Source organism: Nocardia sp. 2TAF39, from assembly GCF_052114905.1.
Taxonomy (GTDB): Bacteria; Actinomycetota; Actinomycetes; order Mycobacteriales; family Mycobacteriaceae; genus Nocardia.
The window spans coordinates 12,307-34,085 of record NZ_JBFRFQ010000027.1 but is presented as its reverse complement, the minus strand read 5'-3'; the positions used below and the strand labels follow the sequence as shown (position 1 = coordinate 34,085).

The following is a 21,779-nucleotide window of genomic DNA, read 5'->3' as shown; positions in this document are numbered from 1 at the left end:
GTTGACTCCTTCTGTCGCGCCCAGCCTAGCGCACAATGTTCGCACTTGCGAACCTAAGAAATTGATGCGTACATTGTTCGCATTACGCGAACAATGTACGCAACACTGCTGGAAGAGGTTTTCCGATGGACACGACACCGACCCGCGACCCGAAGCGCTGGTGGATACTGATCGTGCTGTGCCTCAGCACGCTGGTTCTGGTCATCGACAATTTCGTCCTTGCCGTGGCGGTGCCGCCGCTGGCCGAGGACCTGGAGGCGACCGCACAGGACATCCAGTGGATCCTGGACTCCTACATCCTGGTCTTCGCGGGACTGCTGCTCACCGCGGGCAGCCTGGCCGACCGATTCGGCCGACGCCGGGTGATGGTCGTCGGCCTCGCCCTGTTCGGGTTCGCCTCACTGGGGACGACGCTGGCCGCCAGCCCGATCGAGATGATCGTGGCCCGCACCGTGATGGGCGTCGGCGGCGCGCTGGTACTTCCGAGCACGCTGTCGATCCTGATCACGGTGTTCGATGACGAGGAGCGGCGCAAGGCGATGAGCTTCTGGAGCGCCGCGTCGGTGCTCGGCCTGGTCGGCGGACCTGTGCTCGGCGGAGTGCTCATCGCGCACTTCTGGTGGGGGGCAGCGTTTTTGATCAATATTCCGGTCGCGGTCCTCGCCATCGTCGCCGCGCTCACGTTGATGCCGGAGTCCAAGGGGCCGTGGACCGAGCCCGACCTGCCTGGCGCCGTCCTGTCCATGGTCGGCATGACCGCACTGGTGTGGACCATCATCGAATTCCCCAAAGGTGGTTTCGATCATGCAAGCACCCTGATCACGCTCGCCACCGCCGTCGTGGCACTGGCTGCCTTCGCGATCTGGGAGAAGCGGGTGGCCCACCCGATGGTTCCGCTGAGCCTGTTCCGCAACCGGGATTTCAGCGGCGGCAGCTTGTCGCTGACCCTGGTCCAAGTGGCCAATGGCGGCCTGCTGCTGGTGCTGACCCAGTATCTGCAATTCGTACTCGGCTACTTGCCGACCGAGGCGGGCCTGGCGTTCATCCCGATGATGGTCGCGTCCATCGTGTTCAACGGGCTGGGCGCGGGACTCGGCAGCAAGGTCGGCAACCGGACGCTCGCCGTCACCGGCATGCTGATCTCAGCGGTCGGACTCGGTCTGTTGGCAGGCATGTCCGCCGATAGCGGCTTCGGAATGCTGGCCGTAGCACTGGTGGTGCTGGGCGTGGGTGCCGGCCTTGCACAGCCCGCGGCCATCGCCGCGCTGATGGGTGCGGTGCCGCGAGAGCAGGCCGGTGTCGGTTCCGCGCTGAACGACACCATTCAGCAGGCCGGCGCCGCGCTCGGCATCGCCGTTCTGGGAAGCATCCTGTCGAGCACCTTCACCCGCAGCATGCCCGAGTCGGCGCCGGAACTCGCCGAGCACTCGATCACGGACGCTCTCGCCGTCGCCGCCCGGACCGGAAACACCGAACTCGTCACCACCGCCCGCGACGGGTTCACCTCCGCCATGTCGACCAGCTTCCTCGCGGGTGGCGTGGGCATCCTGGCCGCCGCGATCGTCGCCTTGTTTCTCATGCGCAACACCAAGCCAGCCCGTGCGGACCAAGCCGAAGAGCCCGCCGAGGTGACGGCACTGGCCGAGTAGCAGACACCCTCGCGAAGCCCGGCTCGATCACTCGAGCCGGGCTTTCACAATGCGGTTCGGTGCGGGAACAGCCGTGCGAGGGACCGGTCGCGACGTACGGCGACCGAACCTGATTCTCTCGTAAGCCACAACTGTCCCGGCGATCAAGGCGGCGCAGGTCGCGATCGAAGACACACCGCCGACGCCGAGAACGACGGCCCAATCGACCCTTACGTCAGAATTCGTCTGCTACACCGAGAACCGTTCGGCCCGAGTGGGTTCCGTCCTTGATCGAGTGCAGCACGCGCTCCGCATCGGTGATCGCCGCATACCGCTCCAGGACCGAAAGGTGTTGTGGGCGCAGCTCGTTGCCGAGCCTGTTCCACAGTTCCCGGCGCTTCTCGATCGGGACGTTGACCGAATCTATGCCGAGCAGCGCGACCCCGCGCAGGATGAACGGCATCACCGTGGTGGGCAGATCGGACCCGCCGGTGAGCCCGCTGACCGCGACCGCGCCGCCGTAGCCGATGGCGCTGAGGATGTAGGCGAGCGAGGTGCCGCCGACGCTGTCCACCGCCGCCGCCCACCGCGCCTTGGTCAGCGGCCGAAGCTTGGCGCTCGGGTCTTTCGGCAGACGACCGATCACCTCGTTGGCGCCGATCTCGCTGAGCAGGTCGCGCGCATCGGACTTGCCGGTGGAGGCGATGACCTCGAACCCGAGGCCGGAGAGAATGTCCACACTCACGCTGCCTACACCGCCGGTCGCGCCGGTAACCAGCACCGCGCCGTCGTCCGGGGTGAGGCCACGGTCGAGCAGGGACTGCACGCTCAGTGCCGCGGTGAAGCCCGCGGTGCCTAGTGCGGCGGCGTCGCGCGGGCTCAGCTCCTCCAGCTCGACCACCCATTCCGCGGGCACTCTGGCGTATTCCGCGAAACCACCGTTGTGTGAGACTCCGATCTCGTAGCCGTGCGCGACCACCAGGTCGCCGGGCACGAAGTCGTCGTCCGAGGACGAGACCACTTCGCCGGTGATGTCTATGCCGGGCACGATTGGGTAGTTGCGGACGACGCCGCCACCCTTGGTGATCGCCAGGCTGTCCTTATAGTTCGCGCTCGAGTAGTGCACTTTGATCGTCACTTCGCCCGGCCCGAGGAATTCCTCGTCGACCTGCTGCCGGGTCAGGACGATCCCACTGTCCGATTCGTGTGCCACCATCGCCCAGAACTCCATGCCGACGAGCATACGAGTGCGGGACCCAGTGCCGTGGATGCCACGACTAGTCCGGGACGAGTTCGAGCCGGACGCCGAGCAGCCGAACCGGGCGGTCGAGCTCGAACCGATCGATGATGTGCAGCGCGGTCTCCGCGATCCGCGCGACGTCGATCGTCGGTTCGGGCAGCTTCTCCTGCTTGCTGCGGGTGTAGAAGGTGTTGGTGCGCACCGTCACGGACACGCGGGTGCCGACCCGGCCCGCGGCGGCCATCTCCTCGGCGACCTCCGTTGCCAGCCGCGCCACCTGGGCACGAATCTCGCCGGGATCCGTGAGATCGTGCGGAAATGTCTCGGATTTGCTGCGGCCTACCGGCACTCGCGGCTCAGTGGTGACATCGGTGTCGCCCTTGCCGTGGCCGAGCACCCAGAGATACGGGCCGGTGTTGGGCCCGAACTCGGCGGCGAGGCGATGCCGGTCCGCTGCCATCAGATCGCCGACGGTGTCGATGCCCAGATCGGCCAAGCGGGCGGCGATTCGATTGCCGATGCCCCACAGTGCGTTCGTCGGACGGTGGGCCATCACGTCACCCCAGTTTCCGGCGGTCAGGCGGAAGACGCCCGCGGCTGCGCCTGCGCCCGTGGCCGGTTCGGCCGACGACTTGCCCGACGACTTGGCGAAGCCGGTCGCGAGTTTGGCGGTGAGCTTGTTGTCACCGATGCCGATCGAACAGGTCAGGTGCAAACGAGCGATGGCGGCACGAATCTCGTGTGCGAGACCCTCCGGGTCGTCGGTGTCGGCGGCGAGGAACGCCTCGTCCCAGCCCCACACCTCGACCCGCCCCGGGAAAGTCCGCAGCAGGGACATGACCTCGTCGGATGCGTCCTCGTATGCGGCCATGTCCAGCGGAAGGAACACACCCTCCGGGCACTTGCGCTGGGCGCTGCGCAGCGCCATCCCGGCTCGCACGCCGAACGCACGCGCCGGATAGGACGCGCAGGTCACCACCTTGCGCGGTTCGGTGGGGTCGCCGTGCCCGCCGACGATGACCGGTAGGCCGCGCAGTTCCGGATGGCGGCGGAACTCCACCGCCGCCTGGAACTGGTCGAGATCGACGTGCAACAGCCACCTGGCCATATGCCGTTTTTACCGCAGTGGTCCGACAAGCCGTCGGAATTCCGGGGGGATCGACCAGCCAGTGCGGCCCAGCGGTGTGGGTTGTCCTCGAATGACGCGGTACTAGGCGGACGCGGCGGCGCGGATATCGGCCTTGGTCCGGCCCGTGAGCGTGCGCACCACGGCCGTGAGTGAGGCAGGGGACAGGCCGGCGTCGGAACGCGCCGCGACGACGCCGTCCGGCCGGACGATCAGCGCACCCCCTTCCGGCAGCCCGGTGCGCGCGCACCACAGATCGGCGGGCAACGCGTCGACGGTGAGTTCGAATCCGTGGTCGCGCTGCGATTCCGCCGCTGCCACATGCCACACTTCCGCAGTTCCCGCGACGAGGATCGCGAAGCCTGGGCCGGCGAGGTCGAGGGTGGAGACCTGTTCGTCCGCATCGATCCACAGATGGGGCAACCGAGTACCGACCTGACCGGTCAAGGTCTCGACGTGCGACGCGGATTCGCCGCCGATGACCGCGTTCGAGCAGTATCGGTACCGGCTCATGACAGTGCCGAAATCCATTTGCCGCGCGAGGTCGCCGACGTTGTCGGCGGTCGGCAGGCCGTAGCGGGTCGCGAAATCGGTTCCGAGACGTGCCTGTTCGGCGGCGATGAGCGCACGCGGCCTTCGCTCGTCCTGGTAGCTGTCCAGGAGTTCGTCCCCGCCGACACCTGACAGCACGGCCGCCAGTTTCCACACCAGGTTGTGGGCGTCGGCGATTCCGGTGTTCGCGCCGTAGCCGCCCCACGGCGCGTGCCGGTGCGCCGCGTCGCCGACCAGGAATACCCGGCCGCGGCGGTACTCGTCGGCGATGAAAACACCTGTGTCCCAAGCCGTTTTTGCGAGCACACGGACGGGGATATCGGGCACGCCGATCGCGGCGCGAATCAGGGCAGCGCACCGATCGTCCAAGTAGTCGGCGAGTGTCTCGACGGTCGGGTCGAATTCGAGGTGGAACGACCACTCGTCGGTGTTGTTCTTGGACAACACCAGGCAGCGTACGTCGTCGTTGCGAATTTCGCACTGGCTGAAGGTACGGCCGCCGAGCACCTCGGTGAGATCGACGCGGACGAACGCGTTGATGTAGTGGTGCGTAGGCGGCAGATCCCAGCCGGCGATGCCCAGTGCCCGGCGGATCGAGCTGCCCGCGCCGTCGGCGGCGAGCAGGTAGTCGGCCCGCAGGATCGATTCGCCGGAGCGATCACGCAGGGTTGCCGTCACGCCCTCGTCATTCGCACCGAACGCGACCAGTTCGGCGCCGAAACGCAGATCGCCGCCGCGCTCCCGGGCCGCCGCGGCGAGCAGCGGTTCCAGCAGTACCTGCGGCGCGAAACAGAACTGCGACGGGCTGGGTTCCGCGGACGCGAGCACCCGATGCAAGCCATCGAGATTCAGCGGCGTCGCGGTCCGCAGCGTGGCACCCCGGCTTGCGCCGCCGAACGCGCCCACCTTCAGTGCCGTCGCGGCCAACTGCTGGATGCGGCGCTCGAGGCCGACCTGCCGGAACAGCTCGACGGTCCTGGTGTGTACGCCGCGCGAACGCGGCAGCACCGAGGCCTGCTCGCGGCGCTCGACGAGAAGGTAAGGGACGGCGTGGTACTCGAGAAACAACGCGGCGGACAGTCCGACCAGGCCGCCGCCGACGATCAGAACAGGTACATGGTGCACAGTGGTCATGTCGCCAGACTGCGCTGCGGCGCTTGCACCGGCCTTGCGCGCCGATTGCGCGCAACCTGGACGATCTCGGCAACAGTGATATGGCGGCTGCCGTCACAATGAGCCGTCGGCGCACTCGACACACACGAACGGGCCGGGCACGGAAAGATTCCGTACCCGGCCCGGTTCGACGCTGTCAGGCGGTGGCCGCGAACGCCGGGCGTTCCACGGCCGGTTCGGCGACCGGCTCGATGGCGTAGGCCAGGATGTCGGCCACGTCGGCGACGGGGCGGACGTCCAGTGCGGCAAGCACTTCCGCGGGGACGTCGTCCAGGTCCGGCTCGTTACGTGCCGGGATGAACACCGTCTTCAGCCCTGCCCGCTGGGCGGCGAGCAGCTTCTGCTTGACGCCGCCGATCGGCAGCACCCGTCCATTCAGCGTGACCTCGCCGGTCATGCCGACATCCGAGCGCACCTGACGATCCAGCGCCAGTGACACCAGAGCGGTGACCATGGTGACGCCCGCCGACGGCCCGTCCTTGGGCACCGCACCCGCCGGGAAGTGGATGTGGATATTGCGATCCAGCACCGACGGTTCGATGCCGATCTCCTCCAGGTGCGAGCGCACGTAGGTCAGCGCGATCTGCGCGGATTCCTTCATGACGTCGCCGAGCTGGCCGGTGAGGGTCAGCGAGCGCTCGCCCTCGGCGGCGTTGGCCTCGATGTAGAGGACGTCGCCGCCCGCGCCGGTCACGGCGAGACCGGTCGCCACACCCGGGACGGCGGTGCGTTCCACCGAATCGGGGGTGAAGCGCGGACGACCCAGGTAGTCCTTCAGGTCGCCGAGACCGATCGTCAAGGATTGCGCGCAAGCGCCACCCTGCTCGGATTTCACCAGCGCCTCATAGCCCAGTTCGGAGTCGTAACCCGATCCGACCGGAGTGGTTCCGTCCTCGGACTTCATCAGCGCGTCGTCGCGGAGTTCGGGGTCGTACCCCGAACCGGCCGGGACGATTCCATCCTCGGACAGCCGGGTCGCAGCCTTACGCAGTGCCTTCGCGATCAGCCGCTCCATCTGCCGGACACCGGCTTCCCTGGTGTAGTTCGCCGCGATCTCGCGCAGCGCCTCCTCGGTGATGGTCACCTCGTCGGCGGTGAGCGCGTTGCGCTCCAGCTGCCTGGGCACCAGGAAGTCACGGGCGATGGCCACCTTGTCGTCCTCGGTGTAGCCGTCGACGGTGATCAGTTCCATCCGGTCCAGCAGCGGGCCGGGGATGGTCTCCATCACGTTCGCTGTGGCGATGAACAGCACGTCGGACAGGTCGAGGTCCAGATCGAGGTAGTGGTCGCGGAACGTGTGGTTCTGCGCCGGATCCAGCACCTCGAGCAGGGCAGCGGCCGGGTCGCCGCGGAAGTCGGAGCCGACCTTGTCGATCTCGTCGAGCAGGACGACGGGGTTCATCGAGCCCGCCTCCTTCATGGCGCGCACGATGCGACCTGGCAGAGCACCGACGTAGGTGCGCCGGTGACCCCGGATCTCGGCTTCGTCGCGCACGCCGCCGAGGGCGACGCGAACGAACTTGCGGCCCAGCGCCCTTGCCACGGACTCCCCGAGCGAGGTCTTGCCGACGCCGGGCGGCCCGACCAGCACCAGCACCGCGCCGGAGCCGCGTCCGCCGACGACTTCCAGGCCGCGGGCGGCCCGACGGGACCGGACGGCCAGGTACTCGACCATGCGGTCTTTGACCTCGTCCAGGCCGTGGTGGTCGGCATCCAGGACCGCGCGGGCGGCCGAAACGTCGGTGCCGTCGGTGGTTTTCACCGTCCACGGCAGCTCCAGCACGGTGTCCAGCCAAGTCCGGATCCAGCCGGATTCCGGGCTCTGATCGCTGGCCCGCTCCAGCCTGACGACCTCGCGAAGCGCTGCCTCGCGGACGTTGTCGGGTAGGTCGGCCTGCTCCACGCGGGTGCGGTAGTCGTCGGCGCCGTCGGGCTCGTCCTCGCCGAGTTCCTTGCGAATGGCGTTGAGCTGCTGGCGCAGCAGGAACTCACGCTGGCTCTTCTCCATGCCCTCGCGGACGTCTTCGCTGATTTTCTCGGTGATCTCGGCCTCGGCGATGTACTCCTTGGTCCACTCGATCAGGGTGGTGAGCCGCGCGGCCACGTCGGGGGTTTCGAGCAGTTCCCGCTTCTGCTCGGCGGTCAGGTACGGCGCATAACCGGCCGTGTCGGCGATCGCCGACGGGTCGGCCAGCTGATTGACCGCGTCGATGATCTGCCAGGCCTCGCGCCGCTGCAGCACCGAGACGACCAGCTTCTTGTACTCGGCCGCCAGTTCCTTGGTCCGGCCATCCGGTGCGGAAGTCTCGACCGGCTCGGCCTCGACCCACAGCGCGGCGCCGGGGCCGGTGACCCCGTGTCCGATCTTGGCGCGCCGTTCGGCTTTCAGGACGGCCGCCGGTGCTCCACCGCGCATCCGGCCGACCTGTTCGATGGTGGCGACCACACCGTAGGCGGCGTAACCCTCGGTCAGCCGCGGCGCGAGCAGCACGGCCTCGGTCTTGGCGGCGCGTGCGGCGTCGATCGCGGCCTGGGCGGATTCGTCCAGTTCGATGGGCACGACCATGCCCGGCAGCACGATCGGATCGGTCAAGAACAGCACCGGCAGGTTCTGTGGTGTAGTCACGTGTTCGACCCTTCCAAAAGTTGAGCGATGCCTACTCAACCCCGGTGTTCCCGCGTTTGTTCCGCCCCGCTCAGCTCGTTCGCTTCGAGCGAAACGTAGGTCTCGGGAAACACGTTCTCCAGAATCCGAATGTCTCACGAGCCATTCGGATTCTGGTCTTGGCGACTCTGCGACACGGCCGACCGGAAGGGGACACATCGGCTGCGGTCGATCATGATCTGGGTCGCCCGGTTCATGGTCGCGCGGCGATTCGCAGTCCTACACAACTCACCACCATGGATTCGTTCCTGATCATCTCTCGAGCGGATAAGTGTTGTGTGATCTGATGACACAACATTCAAAAGAGGAGGATCGGTGCGGCGAGCTGAGGAACTGCGCTATCTCGTCTTGGCCATTCAGCGCGAGGGAAATCGGAGACTCTCCGCGGATCTGCGGCCGTTGGGTTTGACCCCCGCACAGGCCGAAGTTCTCAGGGTGCTGACCGATTACCAGCCACTGACCCTCGCCGGCCTCGGTGAACTGCTGGTCTGCGAGACCGGTGGTAGCCCGAGCAGGCTTGTCGATCGGCTGGTCACCATAGGCCTGATCAAGAGAGAAGCAGCGCTCGACGATCGGCGCCGGATCACGCTCACACTCACCGCGAAGGGAGAACGACTGTCGTCGAAAGTGGCCGAGATCGAAGAACGGCTGTACCGGACGATCGACGAGGTCACGGACGGCCAACCCATCGATGCGGCGCTCGAGCTGATGCGAGGCTTCGCCAGCTATTTTCCCGCCGTGCAATCCGTCGGGCGTCGTGCCATCCCTCGGAGCGCTGAGCCGAACGGTTGAACCTGCCGCTCGCGCGCCCATATATCCCGGGCTGATCACCGAGAACTGTCGACGCGGGGTGCCCGCGCCGCGTTGACACCCCTCCAACACAATGAGAGCGTGGGGGCCTCGATATCTCATACCGGCGATCCGCCGGCTCGGCCCAGGGAGTCCATCGATGTCGTCGCTCGCCGCTGGCGTGCTCATCGACTGGGAAGAGTTGACCGGGCAGTCGAAGTTCGTCGTCGACCTGATCACGTTCCCGATCTTCAGCGCGCTGGCGGGCTGGCTGACCAACTGGACCGGCGTGCTGATGCTGTTCTGGCCGGTGCGCTTCCGCGGCGTCCGCGTTCCCGGCCTGCACGTGCTCTATCCCTACTTCCCGCGCCGGGTCCAGGTGCTGCCGACCTTCTCCGGCGACGGGCGTCGCCTCGGATTCCAGGGATTCATCCCGGCCCGCGCAGAGAAGATGGCCAGTATCTGCGTGGACAAGGCGCTGATGCGGATCGGCAGCCCTAAGGACTTCATCCACGAACTCGACTTGGACGGTATCGCCGACTACATCGCGATGCTCGCACGCGAACAGGTGCGACCGCTGGTCGACGAGCTGATGTATCGGGAGAACCCGGACCTGTGGCGCACCGTGCCGCGCGCCGCCAGGCAGCTGATCTACCAGCGGGTGGATCGGGAACTGCCCGCACTGTCGCGCCGGGCGTTCGAATCGCTCGGCGACAACGTCGACCAGCTGATCGACATCAAGGGCTTCGTCATCCGCTACCTGCGGGAGAACCCGGCCATCCTGAAGGATCTGACCACCACGATCGCGGCACCCGAGCTGCGATTCATGGTGCGGATCGGGTTCCTCGGCGCGCCGTTCGGTCTCCTGCTGGCCCTGTATATGCATGTGCACCAGCACATTCCGGTGATCGGCTCGGTGCCGGGCTGGGTGATCGTACTGCTCGCTTCCGCGGCGATCGGCGTGATCGTGAACGTCATCGCCGTGAAGATGGTGTTCGAGCCGGGTGACCCGCAGCCGAGGTACAAGTACCTGTGGAAGCAGGCACTTCTCGCGAAGCGGCAGCCGCAGGCGGCGACCGACCTCGCACACATCCTGGCCTACCAGGTGTTGACCCTGCCGAACCTGTCGAAGGAGCTCCTGGACGGCCCGAACAGGGACAAGACCAGGCAACTGCTGGAGCACCTCATCGCCGACGAGATCAATCGCCAGCTCGGGCTCACCACTTCGTTCGTGCGGGCGGCGCTCGGCCGTCGCCAGTTCGACAATCTCACGGTGGGCGCGGCGGGGGCAGCAGTCGGCCTGGCGCCGAGCCTGGTCGAGGACGAGGAATTCACACGCGAGCAGGCGAAGGCCATTGACGAATTCGCCGTGCGCAAGCTCCGGCGGCTGACGCCAGGGGAGTTCATGGAAATGTTCTACGCGTCGGTCGAGCAGGATGCCTGGCTGCTCTACCTGCACGGCGCGGCCCTCGGCTTGGTCGTCGGCACCGCGCACATCGCGGTTTTCGGCTGGTAGCCGGGCCGAGCGCCGCGTAACCACAGGACGGGGGAAAATACAAGCACGCACGCTTGCATTTTTCTCGATCCGCTGCGAAGCTGAACCGCGACGGCACCCGAGGCGGTGTGCCCCGATCGGCAGGGGAACGGATGGCTGACCTCGAAGCGCTACTCGGCGACTTCGCCGCCGAATGCGCGGATCTGGAACGACTCGTCGCCCCGTTGGCACCGACGGACTGGGCGCGGCCGACCCCGGCGGCCGGCTGGACCATCGCGCACCAGATCGGCCACCTGGCCTGGACCGACGAGATCGCGACCATCGCCGCCGCGGACGCCGGCGGCTTCCAGAAACTGATAGCCGATGCGGGGCCACGTGCGCTCACCTTCGTCGACGAAGCGGCCGAGCTAGCCGCGGCCGCATCGCCCGCCGAACTGCTCGACCGATGGCGGAACGGACGCACGACCTTCGCCGACGCGCTGCGCGCGGTGCCCGTGGGCGTCAAGCTGCCTTGGTTCGGTCCGCCGATGAGCGCGGCTTCGATGGTCACCGCCCGCATCATGGAGACTTGGGCACACGGGCAGGACGTGGCCGACACCCTCGGAGTCGCAAGGGCTCCCACCACGCGCCTGCGCACCGTGGCGCACATCGGCGTGCGGACCAGGAACTTTGCGTACACAATGCGCGAAAAGACCCCTCCCACCGAGGAATTCCTGGTTGAGCTGACGGCGCCTGATGGCGCGATCTGGTCTTGGGGACCCGCGCAGGCCGTGCAGCGAGTAACCGGACCCGCAGTGGACTTCTGCCTGCTGGTGACGCAGCGTCGCCATCCGGACGACCTCGCTATCGAGGTGCATGGAGAGGACGCCGCTGAATGGCTCACCATTGCACAGGCTTTCGCGGGTCCGACGGGAAAAGGCAGGACAGCGGGCCAGTTCACCTGACCCGCTGACACCCGACCCGGTCCGAAGATTCGGGAGCGGGCGAGCGCCACACTTGGGTGCGCCGTTCGTGTCGACGGCCGGACGCCATTGGCCGGGTGTCTCGATGTGGCAGTCGAGAATGACGCTCGCCAGCTACGCGATTGTTTACCCGCTCGTGTGCCGGCGGAAACATTAAAGGCCCCGGCATCCGGTACCGTCTGGGCGCGGTAGTCACGGCGGCACCACATTGTGATCCTGATCTCTCCCACGCGGCGTAGCCACCGGCAACCCCGGTAACCTGGACAACCGTGCGACTTTCGATGATGCGGGTCGCTCTGTTGAGGAGCAGCAACGGAGACAAAGGACGCATCGTGACAGCACACAGACCTGCCCAGCTTGCACGGCACACCGCCATCGTGCTCGCCGGAGCCACCAGCCTCAGCCTGACCGTCGTCGCGGGCGCGTACATCGTGCAGCAGATGGCCGATGCGCAGCGCCCCGGCAGGGAACTCGCCGCACCGCTCGCCCCGGCCGAGCCGAAGCATGCTCACCGCGGCGGCCCGATCGGCGCCGATCCGATGCCGACCGGCCGCAGCTTCGCGCTGCCCACGGCGTACACGCGACAGCTGCCCACGGTGTACACGCAACAGCTGGCAGCCGAACCGACACTCACAGAACCACGTAGCGATTCGACCCAACACACGCCGACGAGCCGGGGCGGCAAGGTCGGGCTGAGCAACGCCTTTGTCGAGGCGCAGTTCGCCGAGGCCGAGACGGACACCGTCTCGGTCACGATCGACACCAATGCGCTCGCCCTGCTCACCGGCCACCTGCCCACTCCGATGCCAGAACGGCTCGGTGCCGAACCGTCGGCCGTGACCACGGTGCGCACCGATCTCGACATCCACGGCGGCGAGGTGCGGTTGGCGTTCTCCGACCCGACGCTCGGCGAGCACAACCTGCGCCTGAGTCGTTGTCCTGAGTCCACGGCAACTCCGGAGACGACCCGCCCCGCGGGCATCGGTTCCGAGCCCGCCGTCGAGACCACGGTCGCGCTCCCGCGTGACGCGGACCACGGCATCTCGGCGTAACCCGATCGCCGAGCACATCGTCGACGAGCCCTTGGGCAGCGGCGCCCGCCCGGACTCTCGAGCAACCGTCCAGTCCTGATCTGAAAATGCGTCGCACCAAATTCCGGTCACCTCTCGAATAAAGAGGAGAGCTGTAGTACTTTTAACGCCAGTCGTGGGACAGGGAGGGCCTATGGGCCACATCAAGTACGCGAGTGACGTCGGAGCCCCGGTAGAAGTGGCTTTCACCTACACCGACAACCACCTCTTCGTACCGAATTGGATGTTCGGCATCGCGAACTTCGAGCCGATCGGCGAACTCGACCGCGGCCTCGGCGCAGCCTTCGCGGCCACTACCCGTCTCGGGCTCTGGCGACAGACCGTGACATGCGAGGTCACCGAATACCGCCGCAACGCGGTGATCGGGTATACGCTCCGTGGGCGTTTGACCTGGACATTGACGCTGCGCTTCGACCCGCTCGGCTACGGGAGGTCGGTGCTGACGTCCGAGACGGAGTACAGTCCACCGCGCGGATTCGCCGGGCGCCTGTGCGTCGGTCCGGTGGATTCCGCCGCGAAGTCGGCACTGCGCCGCACGGAGACCCAATTGCGAAGGGAGATAGAGGAATTCCACGTTACCGATCTTGTCGGTCGGATTGCGTAGGGTGCCACCTATGATCATCGTGAGCACCGACGGATCCTGCCTCCGCAATCCCGGCGGCGCCATCGGCTGGGCTTGGGTCAATCATCAGGGCTCCTCGGCGAGCGGAGGAGCCGCGTCCGGAACCAACCAGATCGCGGAGTTGCGCGCGGTGCTGGAGGCGATTGTCGCCCACTCCGGGTCCGAACCCCTTTTCATCGAAAGTGATTCGCTGTACGCGATCAAGTGCGCCTCCGAGTGGGTGTCGGGCTGGCGGCTCAACGGCTGGCGCACATCCACCGGGGGTGCCGTGAAGAACGTCGAACTCATCCGGCAGATCGACCGGGCCATCGCGAGCAGGCCGGGTCCGGTCCGGTTCCGCTGGGTCCGTGGACATGTCGGCAACTACTTCAACGAGCAGGCCGACGCGCTGGCCGGAGAAGCAGCTCGGCGGGCTGCGGTCACCGCGGCCGTCGCCGAGGTGAACACCGTGGAAATCCCCGCGGTGACTGTGGAGCAAGCATCGACGGCGCCGGAAGCGCCGAAGGACAAGGCCGCGGGGAAGGCGGCCGCGCCGTCGGCGCCACAGGTATTGACGCTGTTCTGACCCGCTCGCGCGGATCGCGAAGACTGCCCGAATAGCCTCCGGCGGTGGTGGCTCGGCCCACCGCCGGAGGCACTCGGCTAGTTGCCCGGCTGCGGCGCCGGCTGGCCCGACGGCGCGGGCTGCTGGCCGTTGCCCGGCGCGGGCGCGCCGGGGAGGCCGGTGCCCGCTCCCTTCAACATCGGCGAGTCGAGCTTCTCGACCAGCCACTTGTCACCCGACTTCTGCAGCTGGGCGATCACCACCACGAACTGCCGCTCCGGGTTGGCCTGGGTGAAATTGGTCCGGTACTGCGTGAGGGTCACCAGCACCTTGGCCGAGGTCTGGTCCCCGGACTGGTAGCCGCACTGCACGTCGTCGGCCCAGGACTTGACCTGCGCCTGGACCATGGCATCCTTGAGCGCCTTGGTCGCGTCGTCGAACTCCTTCAGGAACTCGCCGGTCGCGCCGGCCTTCACCGTCGTGAAGTAATCGTCGAGGTTCTTCGAGTAGTCGTAGACCGACACGTCCTTGCCGAATTTGCACGCGGCGCTGGTCGAATCGCGGATCGCGTCGAGCTTGTCACCGCGGTCCTTGCCCTGCAGGAAGAACACGACGACCGCCGTGATCGCCGCCACCGCGAGCACACCGGCCACGAATGCGGCGACCAAGGGCAGCGAAGTGGATTTCTTCGGCGTGGCGGGACGAGCGCCCGCCTTGGGCACCTCGGCCTTCGCGGTGGCAGCGGCATCCTCCGATTCGGCGGTCACCGCGTCGGCGGCCTCGTCGTTGTCGGCGGCCTTGGTCTCGGCGTCCTTGTCGGTCTCGGCGTCGTCGGTAGACATCGATACAACCTGCACTTTCCCGACGCGCGCCGGCGCGCGCCGATTGGCTGACCGGCCCGCAGCAGAGGCGAACCGTAGGCGTTCAACCGGCGAGTATGCCCGCCCGGCGGGATGGCCGCCGGGCCGGGTACGACTCACCGCACCGGAGGAAGGGTCCGCTCGTTCGGATCCACACCCGGCGGCATATGCGCGCCGTTGTTCGGCACATCAGGCCGCGGCGCGTTCGCCGCACCACGGATCAGCTGACCCGGCGGCGGGTTCTCACAGTAATTCCACTTCGGAATCGTGCCGTCCTGCACGACTTCGTTGCGGATCTTCGGGGTGTTGTAGGTGCAGAACGGTCGCGGCCAGATGTCGACGATCGCGTGGAACTCACCATCGTGCGCCGGGATGCCGAGCGCCTCGCCGCCGAGCGCGAGGGAGGGGAACAGCGCACGCAGTGCGGGCAGCCGCAGCTGCGCCGCCTTGGTGATCGCCTGGAAGTTGGTCGCCAGGCTGGTGATCGGGTCGGCCGTCTTGTCCAGCACCGACCCGAGGCTGGTGAGCTGGCCTGGCGCCTGGTCGAGCACCCGCTGCAACTCCGCGTTCGCGTTGTTGAACTGCTCGAACAGCGTTCCGGAGTTGCGCGTCAGGGTGGCGAGATCCGGCTGCGCGTGGGACGTGGTCTCGGAGATGGTGCGCAGGTTCGTGATCAGGTTCATGGTCTGTGGCAGCAGCGAATCCAGGCCTGCCGCGGCCAGGCTGATCCCGTTGACCATGCCGCGCAGCTGATCCGGTCCACCGCTGAGCGCGATGTCCAGCTCGTTCAGGATGACCTTGAACTTGTCCGGCTCGATCTGCGCGATCAGTGCGCTGGAGTTGTCCAGCACCGACCACACCGGCGTCGGAGTGTGGATCTTCTCCGGGTCGAACCTGATCACCGCGCCGTTGGCCAGGTACGGCCCCTGCTCGGCGTTCGGCCGGAAGTCGATGTACTGCTCCCCCGCACCGGAGAGAGCCTGCACCGCGATCGCGGTATCCACCGGGATCTTGTACTTCGAATCTATCTGCGCGGTGGCGGCGATGGCCTGGCCGCGGTCGGTCAGCTTGATCGAGGTGACCTTTCCGATCCGCCATCCGCGCAAGGTCACGTCGTTGCCCGGTTGCAGACCGCCGGAACGATCCAGGTTCACGGTGACGGTGTAGTCCGAGCGCAGCGGATTGATCCGCATGACATTCACCATCAGGTACGCAGCCCCGACCAGTAACACAAGAATCAGGCCGAGATTCGACAGCAGCAGCTTGCGCCCGAACAGTTTGGACAAGAAGGTCATCGGTGTCCTCCCGTCACCCGGCCGTACACCAGTTGCAGCACCTGGATCAGACTGCCCGCGAAGTCCTGCACGTCGTTGAGATCCGGGATCTTGCCGTGCTGCGGATCGGTGAGCGCGCTGAGGTCGAGATTGGTGGCGGTCGCGTACACCGCGAAGCTGTTGCCTCGGAAAGTCGCGTCGACCTTCGGCCGCAGCACCCGCAATCGATCGAGCAGCACGCCGAAGCCGTCGCCGGTTTTGGCCAGCGCGTCCATCAGCTGGCGGGTGTTGTCCAGAAGGCTGCTCAACTGCTGGCTGGTGGTGTCGGCGTAGTCGCCGAGTGCGGCGCTCGTGGTGGACACCTTGGTCAGCAGTTCGCCGATGGCCCTGTTGTTCTCGGCGATGGCACCGATCATCTGCGGAAGCGTGTCGGCAACCTCGCCGAGCTCGGCGCGACGCGACTCGATGGTCGTCGCCAGGGTGCTGAACTCGTTGAGCACGCTGTCGACCCTGGCGGTGTTGTCGTTCAAACTGCCGACCACACCGGTCATCTCGGTGATCAGGTGGGACAGCTGCCCGCCGCGCCCGCCGACGATGGAGTCCAGCTCCGCACCCAGCTTCGACAAGCTGGCGATGCCGCCGCCGTTGAACAGCAGGGAAACCGAGATCAGCAGCTGCTCGACGGTCGCGCCCGCGGACGTGCTCTCCAGAGTGAGCGTGTCACCATCGTGCAGCATCTGCGTGCCGGTCTCGGTCTTGGGCTTGGACACCGCGACGAACACGTCACCGAGCGGGGTGGCCTGGCGCAGTTCCGCCGTGCTGCCCTTGGGCAGCTCGATGTCCTTGCTGATGGCCAGATCGACAACTGCCTGGAAGTTCTTGGTGTCGATGTTGGAGACCACGCCGACGTCCGAGCCGCCGATCTTCACCTTCGCCTGGTCGGGCAGGTTCAGGGCGTTCTCGAACACCGCGTGCACGGTGTAGGTGTCCCCGGACATGCCCGGCTTGGGCAGCGGCAGCTTCTCCACCGTCAGCCCGCACCCTGAGGTGACGCCGACAGCGACCACCGCCGCGGTGGCAACCAGCGCCCTGCGTCCCTTGATCGTCATGCGGTACGTCATTTCGTCAGTCCGAGCAGCGCCGCGGTGAGCCCGTAGTCGGGTCCGAAGTCCTGCATGTTTCCGGTACGGCAACCATCCGCCTTCATCTGGATCCGCTCACAGAACAGGCTGACGATCTCACCTGAGAGCGCAGTCCCGATCACCCCGTGCAGCCGGACATAGCTGTACTGGCGGTTCACCATGCCGTCGATGTTCTGCATCACCATCGGCGTGAGGTCGACGACCTCGGTGATGCCGTAGGCGTTGTCACGCAGCTGCTGGGTGACGTTGGTCAGGCCTGTCATGGAGCCCGACAGCTGATCCCGATACTGCGACAATGTGGTGCTCGTGTTCGCCAGGAAGGCGTTGAGCTGATCCAATGTCGCCTGCAGGCCAGGGGATTGCTCGGCGAGTAGGCCACTCATCTGGGTCATCCGCTTGCTGAAGTCGCGCACCGATTGGTCGTTCTCGGCCAGCATCGTAGTGAGATCGTTCAGCTTGACGATGATGTTCGACACCGCGTCCTTATTGTCCACACCGACCTTCAGCGCGCCGGACAGCGCGTTGAGGGTGTCGCGCATCTTCGCTCCGTTGCCGTTCATCATCGGGTAGAGCACCCGGCCGGACAGCGGGCCGAGGCCCTCCTGACCGGGCTCCGGCTTCAGCGCGGCGGCGAACTGATCAATCGTCTTGATCATCGTGTCCAGCTCGACCGGCGTCTTGGTGCGGCCCTTCGGCAGATGCGCGCCGTCGGACATGGTGTCACCGGCGGTGTAGACCGGAGTGAGTTCGATGTGCCGGTCGGTCACGATGGATGGCGAAATGATCGCTGCCATCGCGTCTTTCGGGATCTTGACGTCCTTGTCGATGGAGATGTGCACCTCGATGAGGGTGCCCTTGGGCACGATCTTGTCGACCTTGCCGACGTCGAGTCCGAGCACCGTGACCGGGTTGCCCTCGTAGATGCCCGCGATGTTCTCGAAGTCCGCGGTGATCCGCATCGTTGTGCCCAGTGCGTCGTTCACCGAACTCGGCAGCATCGAGCAACTGCCGACCACCAATGCGGCGGTGCTGATCATCAGTGTCTTCGCAATCGTCTTCAGCTGGAAAGCGCTGCGGAATTTCATCCCTGGCACCCCTCGATAACTTGGGCGAAGCACAGCCAGTTGTCCGGGAAGAGCCACGGCAGGCCGACGTCGCCGTACGGACCGCTGCCGCCGTACGAGTTCGCCAGGTAGCGCAGGGTCGGCGGCATCACAGACAGCATGCGGTCCAGGTTGTCCTTGTTCTTCTGCAGGCCCTCTGCCATGGTGTTCAGCTGTTGGATGGTCGGGCCGAGCTGATCGTTGTTCTCGGCGCCGATCTGCTGCAGCTGCTTGGTCAGTGTCGCGATGTTGTCCAGCAGCTGACGCAGCAGGCCCTGGCGCTCCATCACCCGGTTGGCGATGGCCTCACCCTGGGTGATCACCAGCAGCACGCTGTTGCGGTTGTCGCCGAGGATCTGGGTGACCCGGTCGAGATCCTTGAGGAGACCATCCACCTCGCCCTTGCGGGCGTCGATCACCTTGGCCAGCGCGCCGACGCTGTCGAGCGCCTGTGCCATCAGCGCGGGCGAGTCACCCATCTGCTTGTTGATCAGGTTCAGCGACGCCGCCAGCTTCTCGGTGTCGAGCGCCTCGAACTTCGGGGTGCCGACCTGGACCACATCGGACAGGTTGTAGGGAACCGAGGTATTGGACACCCGGATTCGCCCGCCCTTCAGGCCGGAGCCGTCGCCGGGATCGAGGTCCACGAACCGTGCTCCGAGCAGCGTCGCCATCTTGATCGAGGCGCGCGCGTCGGGGCCGAGCTTCACGTCACTGCTGACGTTCAACGTCAGCAGCACGTGGTCGCCTTCGAGCTTCGCACCGGCGACCCGGCCGGAGCCGACACCGGCGACGTTCACCTTGTCGCCGACCTTGATGCCGGCGGCCTGCACGAACTCGGCCTCGACCGTCTGCTCACCGACTCCGACGAGTTTGTAGAGGCTGGACGCCAGCAGCAGCACCACGATGAGGACGCCGCCGAGGATGCCCAACCAGAAGTACCGGTTGTTGTCGAACCTGGACCTGAGCTTCGTCATCATGGGCGGCACACCGCCGAGTGCGAAGTGCCACCGATCTGCGAGAACAGACCGCGGGGGAACAGGATGCCGTAGAGCGAGACGTCCACGCCGCAGAGGTACGCGTTGGCGTAGGCGCCCTCGGAGGCGTGCCTACCCGCGGCAGCCAGGACGTTCGGCAGGTCGATCGCCGCCTGGTCGAGCTTGGCGCCGTTGTCCAACAGCAGGGTCAGCGCCGCACTGGTGGAGTTCTGCGCGGTCTGCAGCTTCGGCTGGATCTGTCCCATCATGTCGACCAGTGACGTGGTCGCGTTCGCGATCTGCACTGTGGAGGCCTGCAAGGACTGCCCCTGCTCGTACAGCCCGCCGATCAAGGCCCGGGTCTGGGTCACCAGGGTCTCCAATTCATCACCTCGCTTGGCCAACCCCGACATCACACCGGACAGGTTGGAGATCACATCGGACAGAATCGCGTCCCTGCGCTGGAAGTCGGTCGCCAGCTGGGCAGCCTGCACGATGAACGCGCTCAACGAGACACCATCACCCTGCAATGCCTGGATAAAGGTCTCCGACAGCCGGTTGACCTGCTCGGGCTGCAGCACCTGGAACAGCGGCTGGAATCCGTTGAGCAGACCCGACACGTCGAACGACGGCTCGGTCCGCTCGATCGGGATCGAGCCCTTGTTCTTCAGCGCCGCCGGGCTCGACTGCTTTCCCGGAGCCAGCGCCACATACCGCTGACCGATCAGATTTTGGTAGCGGACCAGCGCTTTGGTGTCGTCGAAGAGCGTCTGGTCGCGCTGCACCACGAAGGTCACCTTCGCGACCGACTTCTTCAGGTTGGTGTCGCGGCCCAGTTCGATCTTCTCGACCTTGCCCACCCGCACGCCTGCCATCCGCACGTCGTCGCCCTCGTGCAGACCGAGCACGTCGGAGAACGTCGCGGTGTAGGTGTTGGTGTCACCGTTGACGATGCGCGCCAACGTGTTCCAGACGACCACTGTCACCAGAATGGACACGATCGCGAAGATGCCGAATCCGATCAGCGGCTTGCGAATGCTCATCGTCCGGCACCATTGTCGGACACCTGCATGGTTCCGCCCTTCAGAATCGAGCTCAGCAGCAGATATTCGGCGGTAGTCGGCTTGCGGCCGAGCAGTGCGACGATCGCGGAGTCACCCTGGTAGGAGATCGGCCGGGCCGACGGGGTGCCCTCCGGTGCCGCGGCCGGAGCGGCGGGCGCCGGCGCTGGTGCGGCAGGCGGGAGCAGGCCCGGCGGCAGCATCGGGAACAGACCCTCCAACGGAGTGCCCGCGAACGGAGCGGGTGCGCCGCCGGTCGGAGCGGCCGCAGTGGCCCGGCTCGGGTCCGGGGTGGTGACACCCGGGATCAGCGGCAGACCCGGCATCGGCACCACCGGAGGCAGCCCGGCGGCCGAATCCAGTGCGCGCGGCTTCAACTTTTCCGGGAGCTCGCCCACATCGTTGACCGCGGGGGCCGTCGCGCAGCTAGGACCCGCCATCTCGCCGTAGCGCGGGCAGTCCGCCACGGTGTACGGCTGATATGGCGTCAGCGTGACGCCCGCGTCCCAGACCATTTGTTTCTGCGGACCCCAGGTGAATGTGGTGTCCAGCCGGCGCACGGCCTCGCCCAGGTTGAGCAGGCTCCGGGTGACGGCGGTCGGATCGGCAGTGATCGCACCGAACATGTCGCTGGTCCCGACGGTGACCTCTTTGCCGACATTCGGGTTGCGGGCGAACAGATCATTCACCGTGTCCACGGTGCCGCTGGCCCCGGTGATCAGCGCGACCAGCTCACTGCGGCGGTCGGCGATCGTGCGCGCGGTCTGCACCGAGCTGCCGAGCACGTCGACCAGTTCCGGCGCGGACTGGTTGAGCGCGTGGAACGACGCGGAGAAATCGCCGAGCAGTATGCCGAGATCGGGGATCGAGTCGTCGACGGCCTGCAGCCAGCGGTCGAACCGCTCGACGGTGGAGCCGGGCATTCGGCCGCTGCCGTCCAGCGCCTGCGACAGGGTGCCGAGCACCCGGCCGAACTGCACCGGGTCGATCTCGTCGAGGATGTTGCGCACCGTGGTGAGCGTGTCCTGCAACGCGATGGTGCCCTGGCTGCGGTCCTCGTCGATGGTGGACCCCTCGTGCAGGTACTGATCGGCGGGGCCGTTGAAGACAAGTTCGACGGAGGTGACGGCGAACAGGTTGCTCGGCACCACACGGGCGGTCACGGTGGCCGGGATGTCGCCCGCGAATTCCGGCTTCATCTCGATCCGGACCTTCTGCAGCTCGCCCTTGGCCGCGATGTCGACGTTCTTCACCGCGCCGACGAGCACGCCGCGGAACTTGACGTCAGCCTGCTCGGGCAAACCGTCACCGGTGGTGGTCAGGTTCGCGGTGACGTTCACCTTCTCCTGGAAGTAGCCCTTGTAGCGCAGCATCAGGAAGCTCAGCACCAGCGCGAAGACGACCAGACCGCACACGCCCGCGACGAGCAGCTGCCGCATGGTGGGTCCACGCCCACTGGGATCGATGATCATCTG

The 21,779-nt window shown here is 66.5% G+C and carries 18 protein-coding genes; 7 read left to right on the top strand and 11 right to left on the bottom strand.

Annotated features, from left to right (window positions below):
• Window positions 1–125 precede the first annotated feature (125 nt).
• Window positions 126–1,649 carry an MFS transporter gene (locus AB4Z47_RS18275; protein ID WP_441952235.1) on the top strand — a complete coding sequence of 508 codons (1,524 nt, stop codon included), beginning with the start codon at window positions 126–128 and terminating at the stop codon, window positions 1,647–1,649.
• A gap of 214 nt (window positions 1,650–1,863) precedes the next feature.
• On the opposite strand, the gene AB4Z47_RS18270 is transcribed toward AB4Z47_RS18275, so the two are convergent.
• From AB4Z47_RS18270 to lon, 4 genes are all read right to left on the bottom strand, one after another.
• The gene (locus AB4Z47_RS18270; RefSeq protein WP_441952233.1) at window positions 1,864–2,859 is read right to left on the bottom strand and encodes an oxidoreductase; all 996 of its coding nucleotides are present in this window, start codon (window positions 2,857–2,859) and stop codon (window positions 1,864–1,866) included.
• A gap of 46 nt (window positions 2,860–2,905) precedes the next feature.
• A complete protein-coding gene (locus tag AB4Z47_RS18265; RefSeq protein WP_441952232.1) occupies window positions 2,906–3,976 on the bottom strand; it encodes a DNA polymerase IV in 1,071 nt (356 codons plus the stop codon).
• Between the two features lie 102 nt (window positions 3,977–4,078).
• Entirely contained in the window at window positions 4,079–5,680 is a 1,602-nt protein-coding gene (locus AB4Z47_RS18260; RefSeq protein WP_441952231.1) for an FAD-dependent monooxygenase, read from the bottom strand.
• 175 nt (window positions 5,681–5,855) lie between these two features.
• Window positions 5,856–8,285 (bottom strand): endopeptidase La, encoded by a 2,430-nt coding sequence (gene lon, locus AB4Z47_RS18255; RefSeq protein ID WP_441952314.1) that lies wholly within the window; start codon window positions 8,283–8,285, stop codon window positions 5,856–5,858.
• A gap of 414 nt (window positions 8,286–8,699) precedes the next feature.
• Here lon and AB4Z47_RS18250 point away from each other — a divergent pair, with 414 nt between their 5' ends.
• The 6 genes from AB4Z47_RS18250 to AB4Z47_RS18225 all read left to right on the top strand — a co-directional run bounded on the left by AB4Z47_RS18250 (window position 8,700) and on the right by AB4Z47_RS18225 (window position 13,908).
• The gene (locus tag AB4Z47_RS18250; protein WP_441952229.1) at window positions 8,700–9,176 is read left to right on the top strand and encodes a MarR family winged helix-turn-helix transcriptional regulator; all 477 of its coding nucleotides are present in this window, start codon (window positions 8,700–8,702) and stop codon (window positions 9,174–9,176) included.
• A gap of 157 nt (window positions 9,177–9,333) precedes the next feature.
• On the top strand, window positions 9,334–10,689 hold the full coding sequence (locus AB4Z47_RS18245) for a hypothetical protein (protein WP_441952227.1): 1,356 nt from the start codon (window positions 9,334–9,336) through the stop codon (window positions 10,687–10,689).
• Between the two features lie 131 nt (window positions 10,690–10,820).
• Window positions 10,821–11,612 carry a TIGR03084 family metal-binding protein gene (locus tag AB4Z47_RS18240; protein ID WP_441952225.1) on the top strand — a complete coding sequence of 264 codons (792 nt, stop codon included), beginning with the start codon at window positions 10,821–10,823 and terminating at the stop codon, window positions 11,610–11,612.
• A 350-nt stretch (window positions 11,613–11,962) separates the two neighbouring features.
• Window positions 11,963–12,682, top strand: coding sequence for a hypothetical protein (locus AB4Z47_RS18235; protein ID WP_441952223.1), 720 nt, complete (start codon window positions 11,963–11,965; stop codon window positions 12,680–12,682).
• A gap of 172 nt (window positions 12,683–12,854) precedes the next feature.
• Complete coding sequence (locus AB4Z47_RS18230) at window positions 12,855–13,325, top strand: SRPBCC family protein (protein ID WP_441952222.1); 471 nt, start codon at window positions 12,855–12,857, stop codon at window positions 13,323–13,325.
• A 10-nt stretch (window positions 13,326–13,335) separates the two neighbouring features.
• A complete protein-coding gene (locus AB4Z47_RS18225) occupies window positions 13,336–13,908 on the top strand; it encodes a ribonuclease H family protein (RefSeq protein ID WP_441952220.1) in 573 nt (190 codons plus the stop codon).
• A 77-nt stretch (window positions 13,909–13,985) separates the two neighbouring features.
• Here AB4Z47_RS18225 and AB4Z47_RS18220 read toward each other — a convergent pair whose 3' ends face one another.
• From AB4Z47_RS18220 to AB4Z47_RS18190, 7 genes are all read right to left on the bottom strand, one after another.
• The gene (locus AB4Z47_RS18220) at window positions 13,986–14,729 is read right to left on the bottom strand and encodes a hypothetical protein (RefSeq protein ID WP_441952219.1); all 744 of its coding nucleotides are present in this window, start codon (window positions 14,727–14,729) and stop codon (window positions 13,986–13,988) included.
• A gap of 134 nt (window positions 14,730–14,863) precedes the next feature.
• Entirely contained in the window at window positions 14,864–16,042 is a 1,179-nt protein-coding gene (locus AB4Z47_RS18215) for an MlaD family protein (RefSeq protein ID WP_441952217.1), read from the bottom strand.
• A complete protein-coding gene (locus AB4Z47_RS18210) occupies window positions 16,039–17,130 on the bottom strand; it encodes an MCE family protein (protein WP_441952215.1) in 1,092 nt (363 codons plus the stop codon). Before AB4Z47_RS18210 ends, AB4Z47_RS18215 begins: the two co-directional genes overlap by 4 nt.
• A gap of 8 nt (window positions 17,131–17,138) precedes the next feature.
• Window positions 17,139–18,248, bottom strand: a complete 1,110-nt coding sequence (locus AB4Z47_RS18205; protein WP_441952214.1) for an MCE family protein — start codon at window positions 18,246–18,248, stop codon at window positions 17,139–17,141.
• Window positions 18,245–19,243 (bottom strand): MCE family protein, encoded by a 999-nt coding sequence (locus tag AB4Z47_RS18200; RefSeq protein ID WP_441952312.1) that lies wholly within the window; start codon window positions 19,241–19,243, stop codon window positions 18,245–18,247. Before AB4Z47_RS18200 ends, AB4Z47_RS18205 begins: the two co-directional genes overlap by 4 nt.
• Window positions 19,243–20,286, bottom strand: a complete 1,044-nt coding sequence (locus AB4Z47_RS18195; RefSeq protein WP_441952213.1) for an MCE family protein — start codon at window positions 20,284–20,286, stop codon at window positions 19,243–19,245. Before AB4Z47_RS18195 ends, AB4Z47_RS18200 begins: the two co-directional genes overlap by 1 nt.
• The gene (locus AB4Z47_RS18190) at window positions 20,283–21,776 is read right to left on the bottom strand and encodes an MCE family protein (RefSeq protein WP_441952211.1); all 1,494 of its coding nucleotides are present in this window, start codon (window positions 21,774–21,776) and stop codon (window positions 20,283–20,285) included. Before AB4Z47_RS18190 ends, AB4Z47_RS18195 begins: the two co-directional genes overlap by 4 nt.
• Window positions 21,777–21,779: the final 3 nt, after the last annotated feature.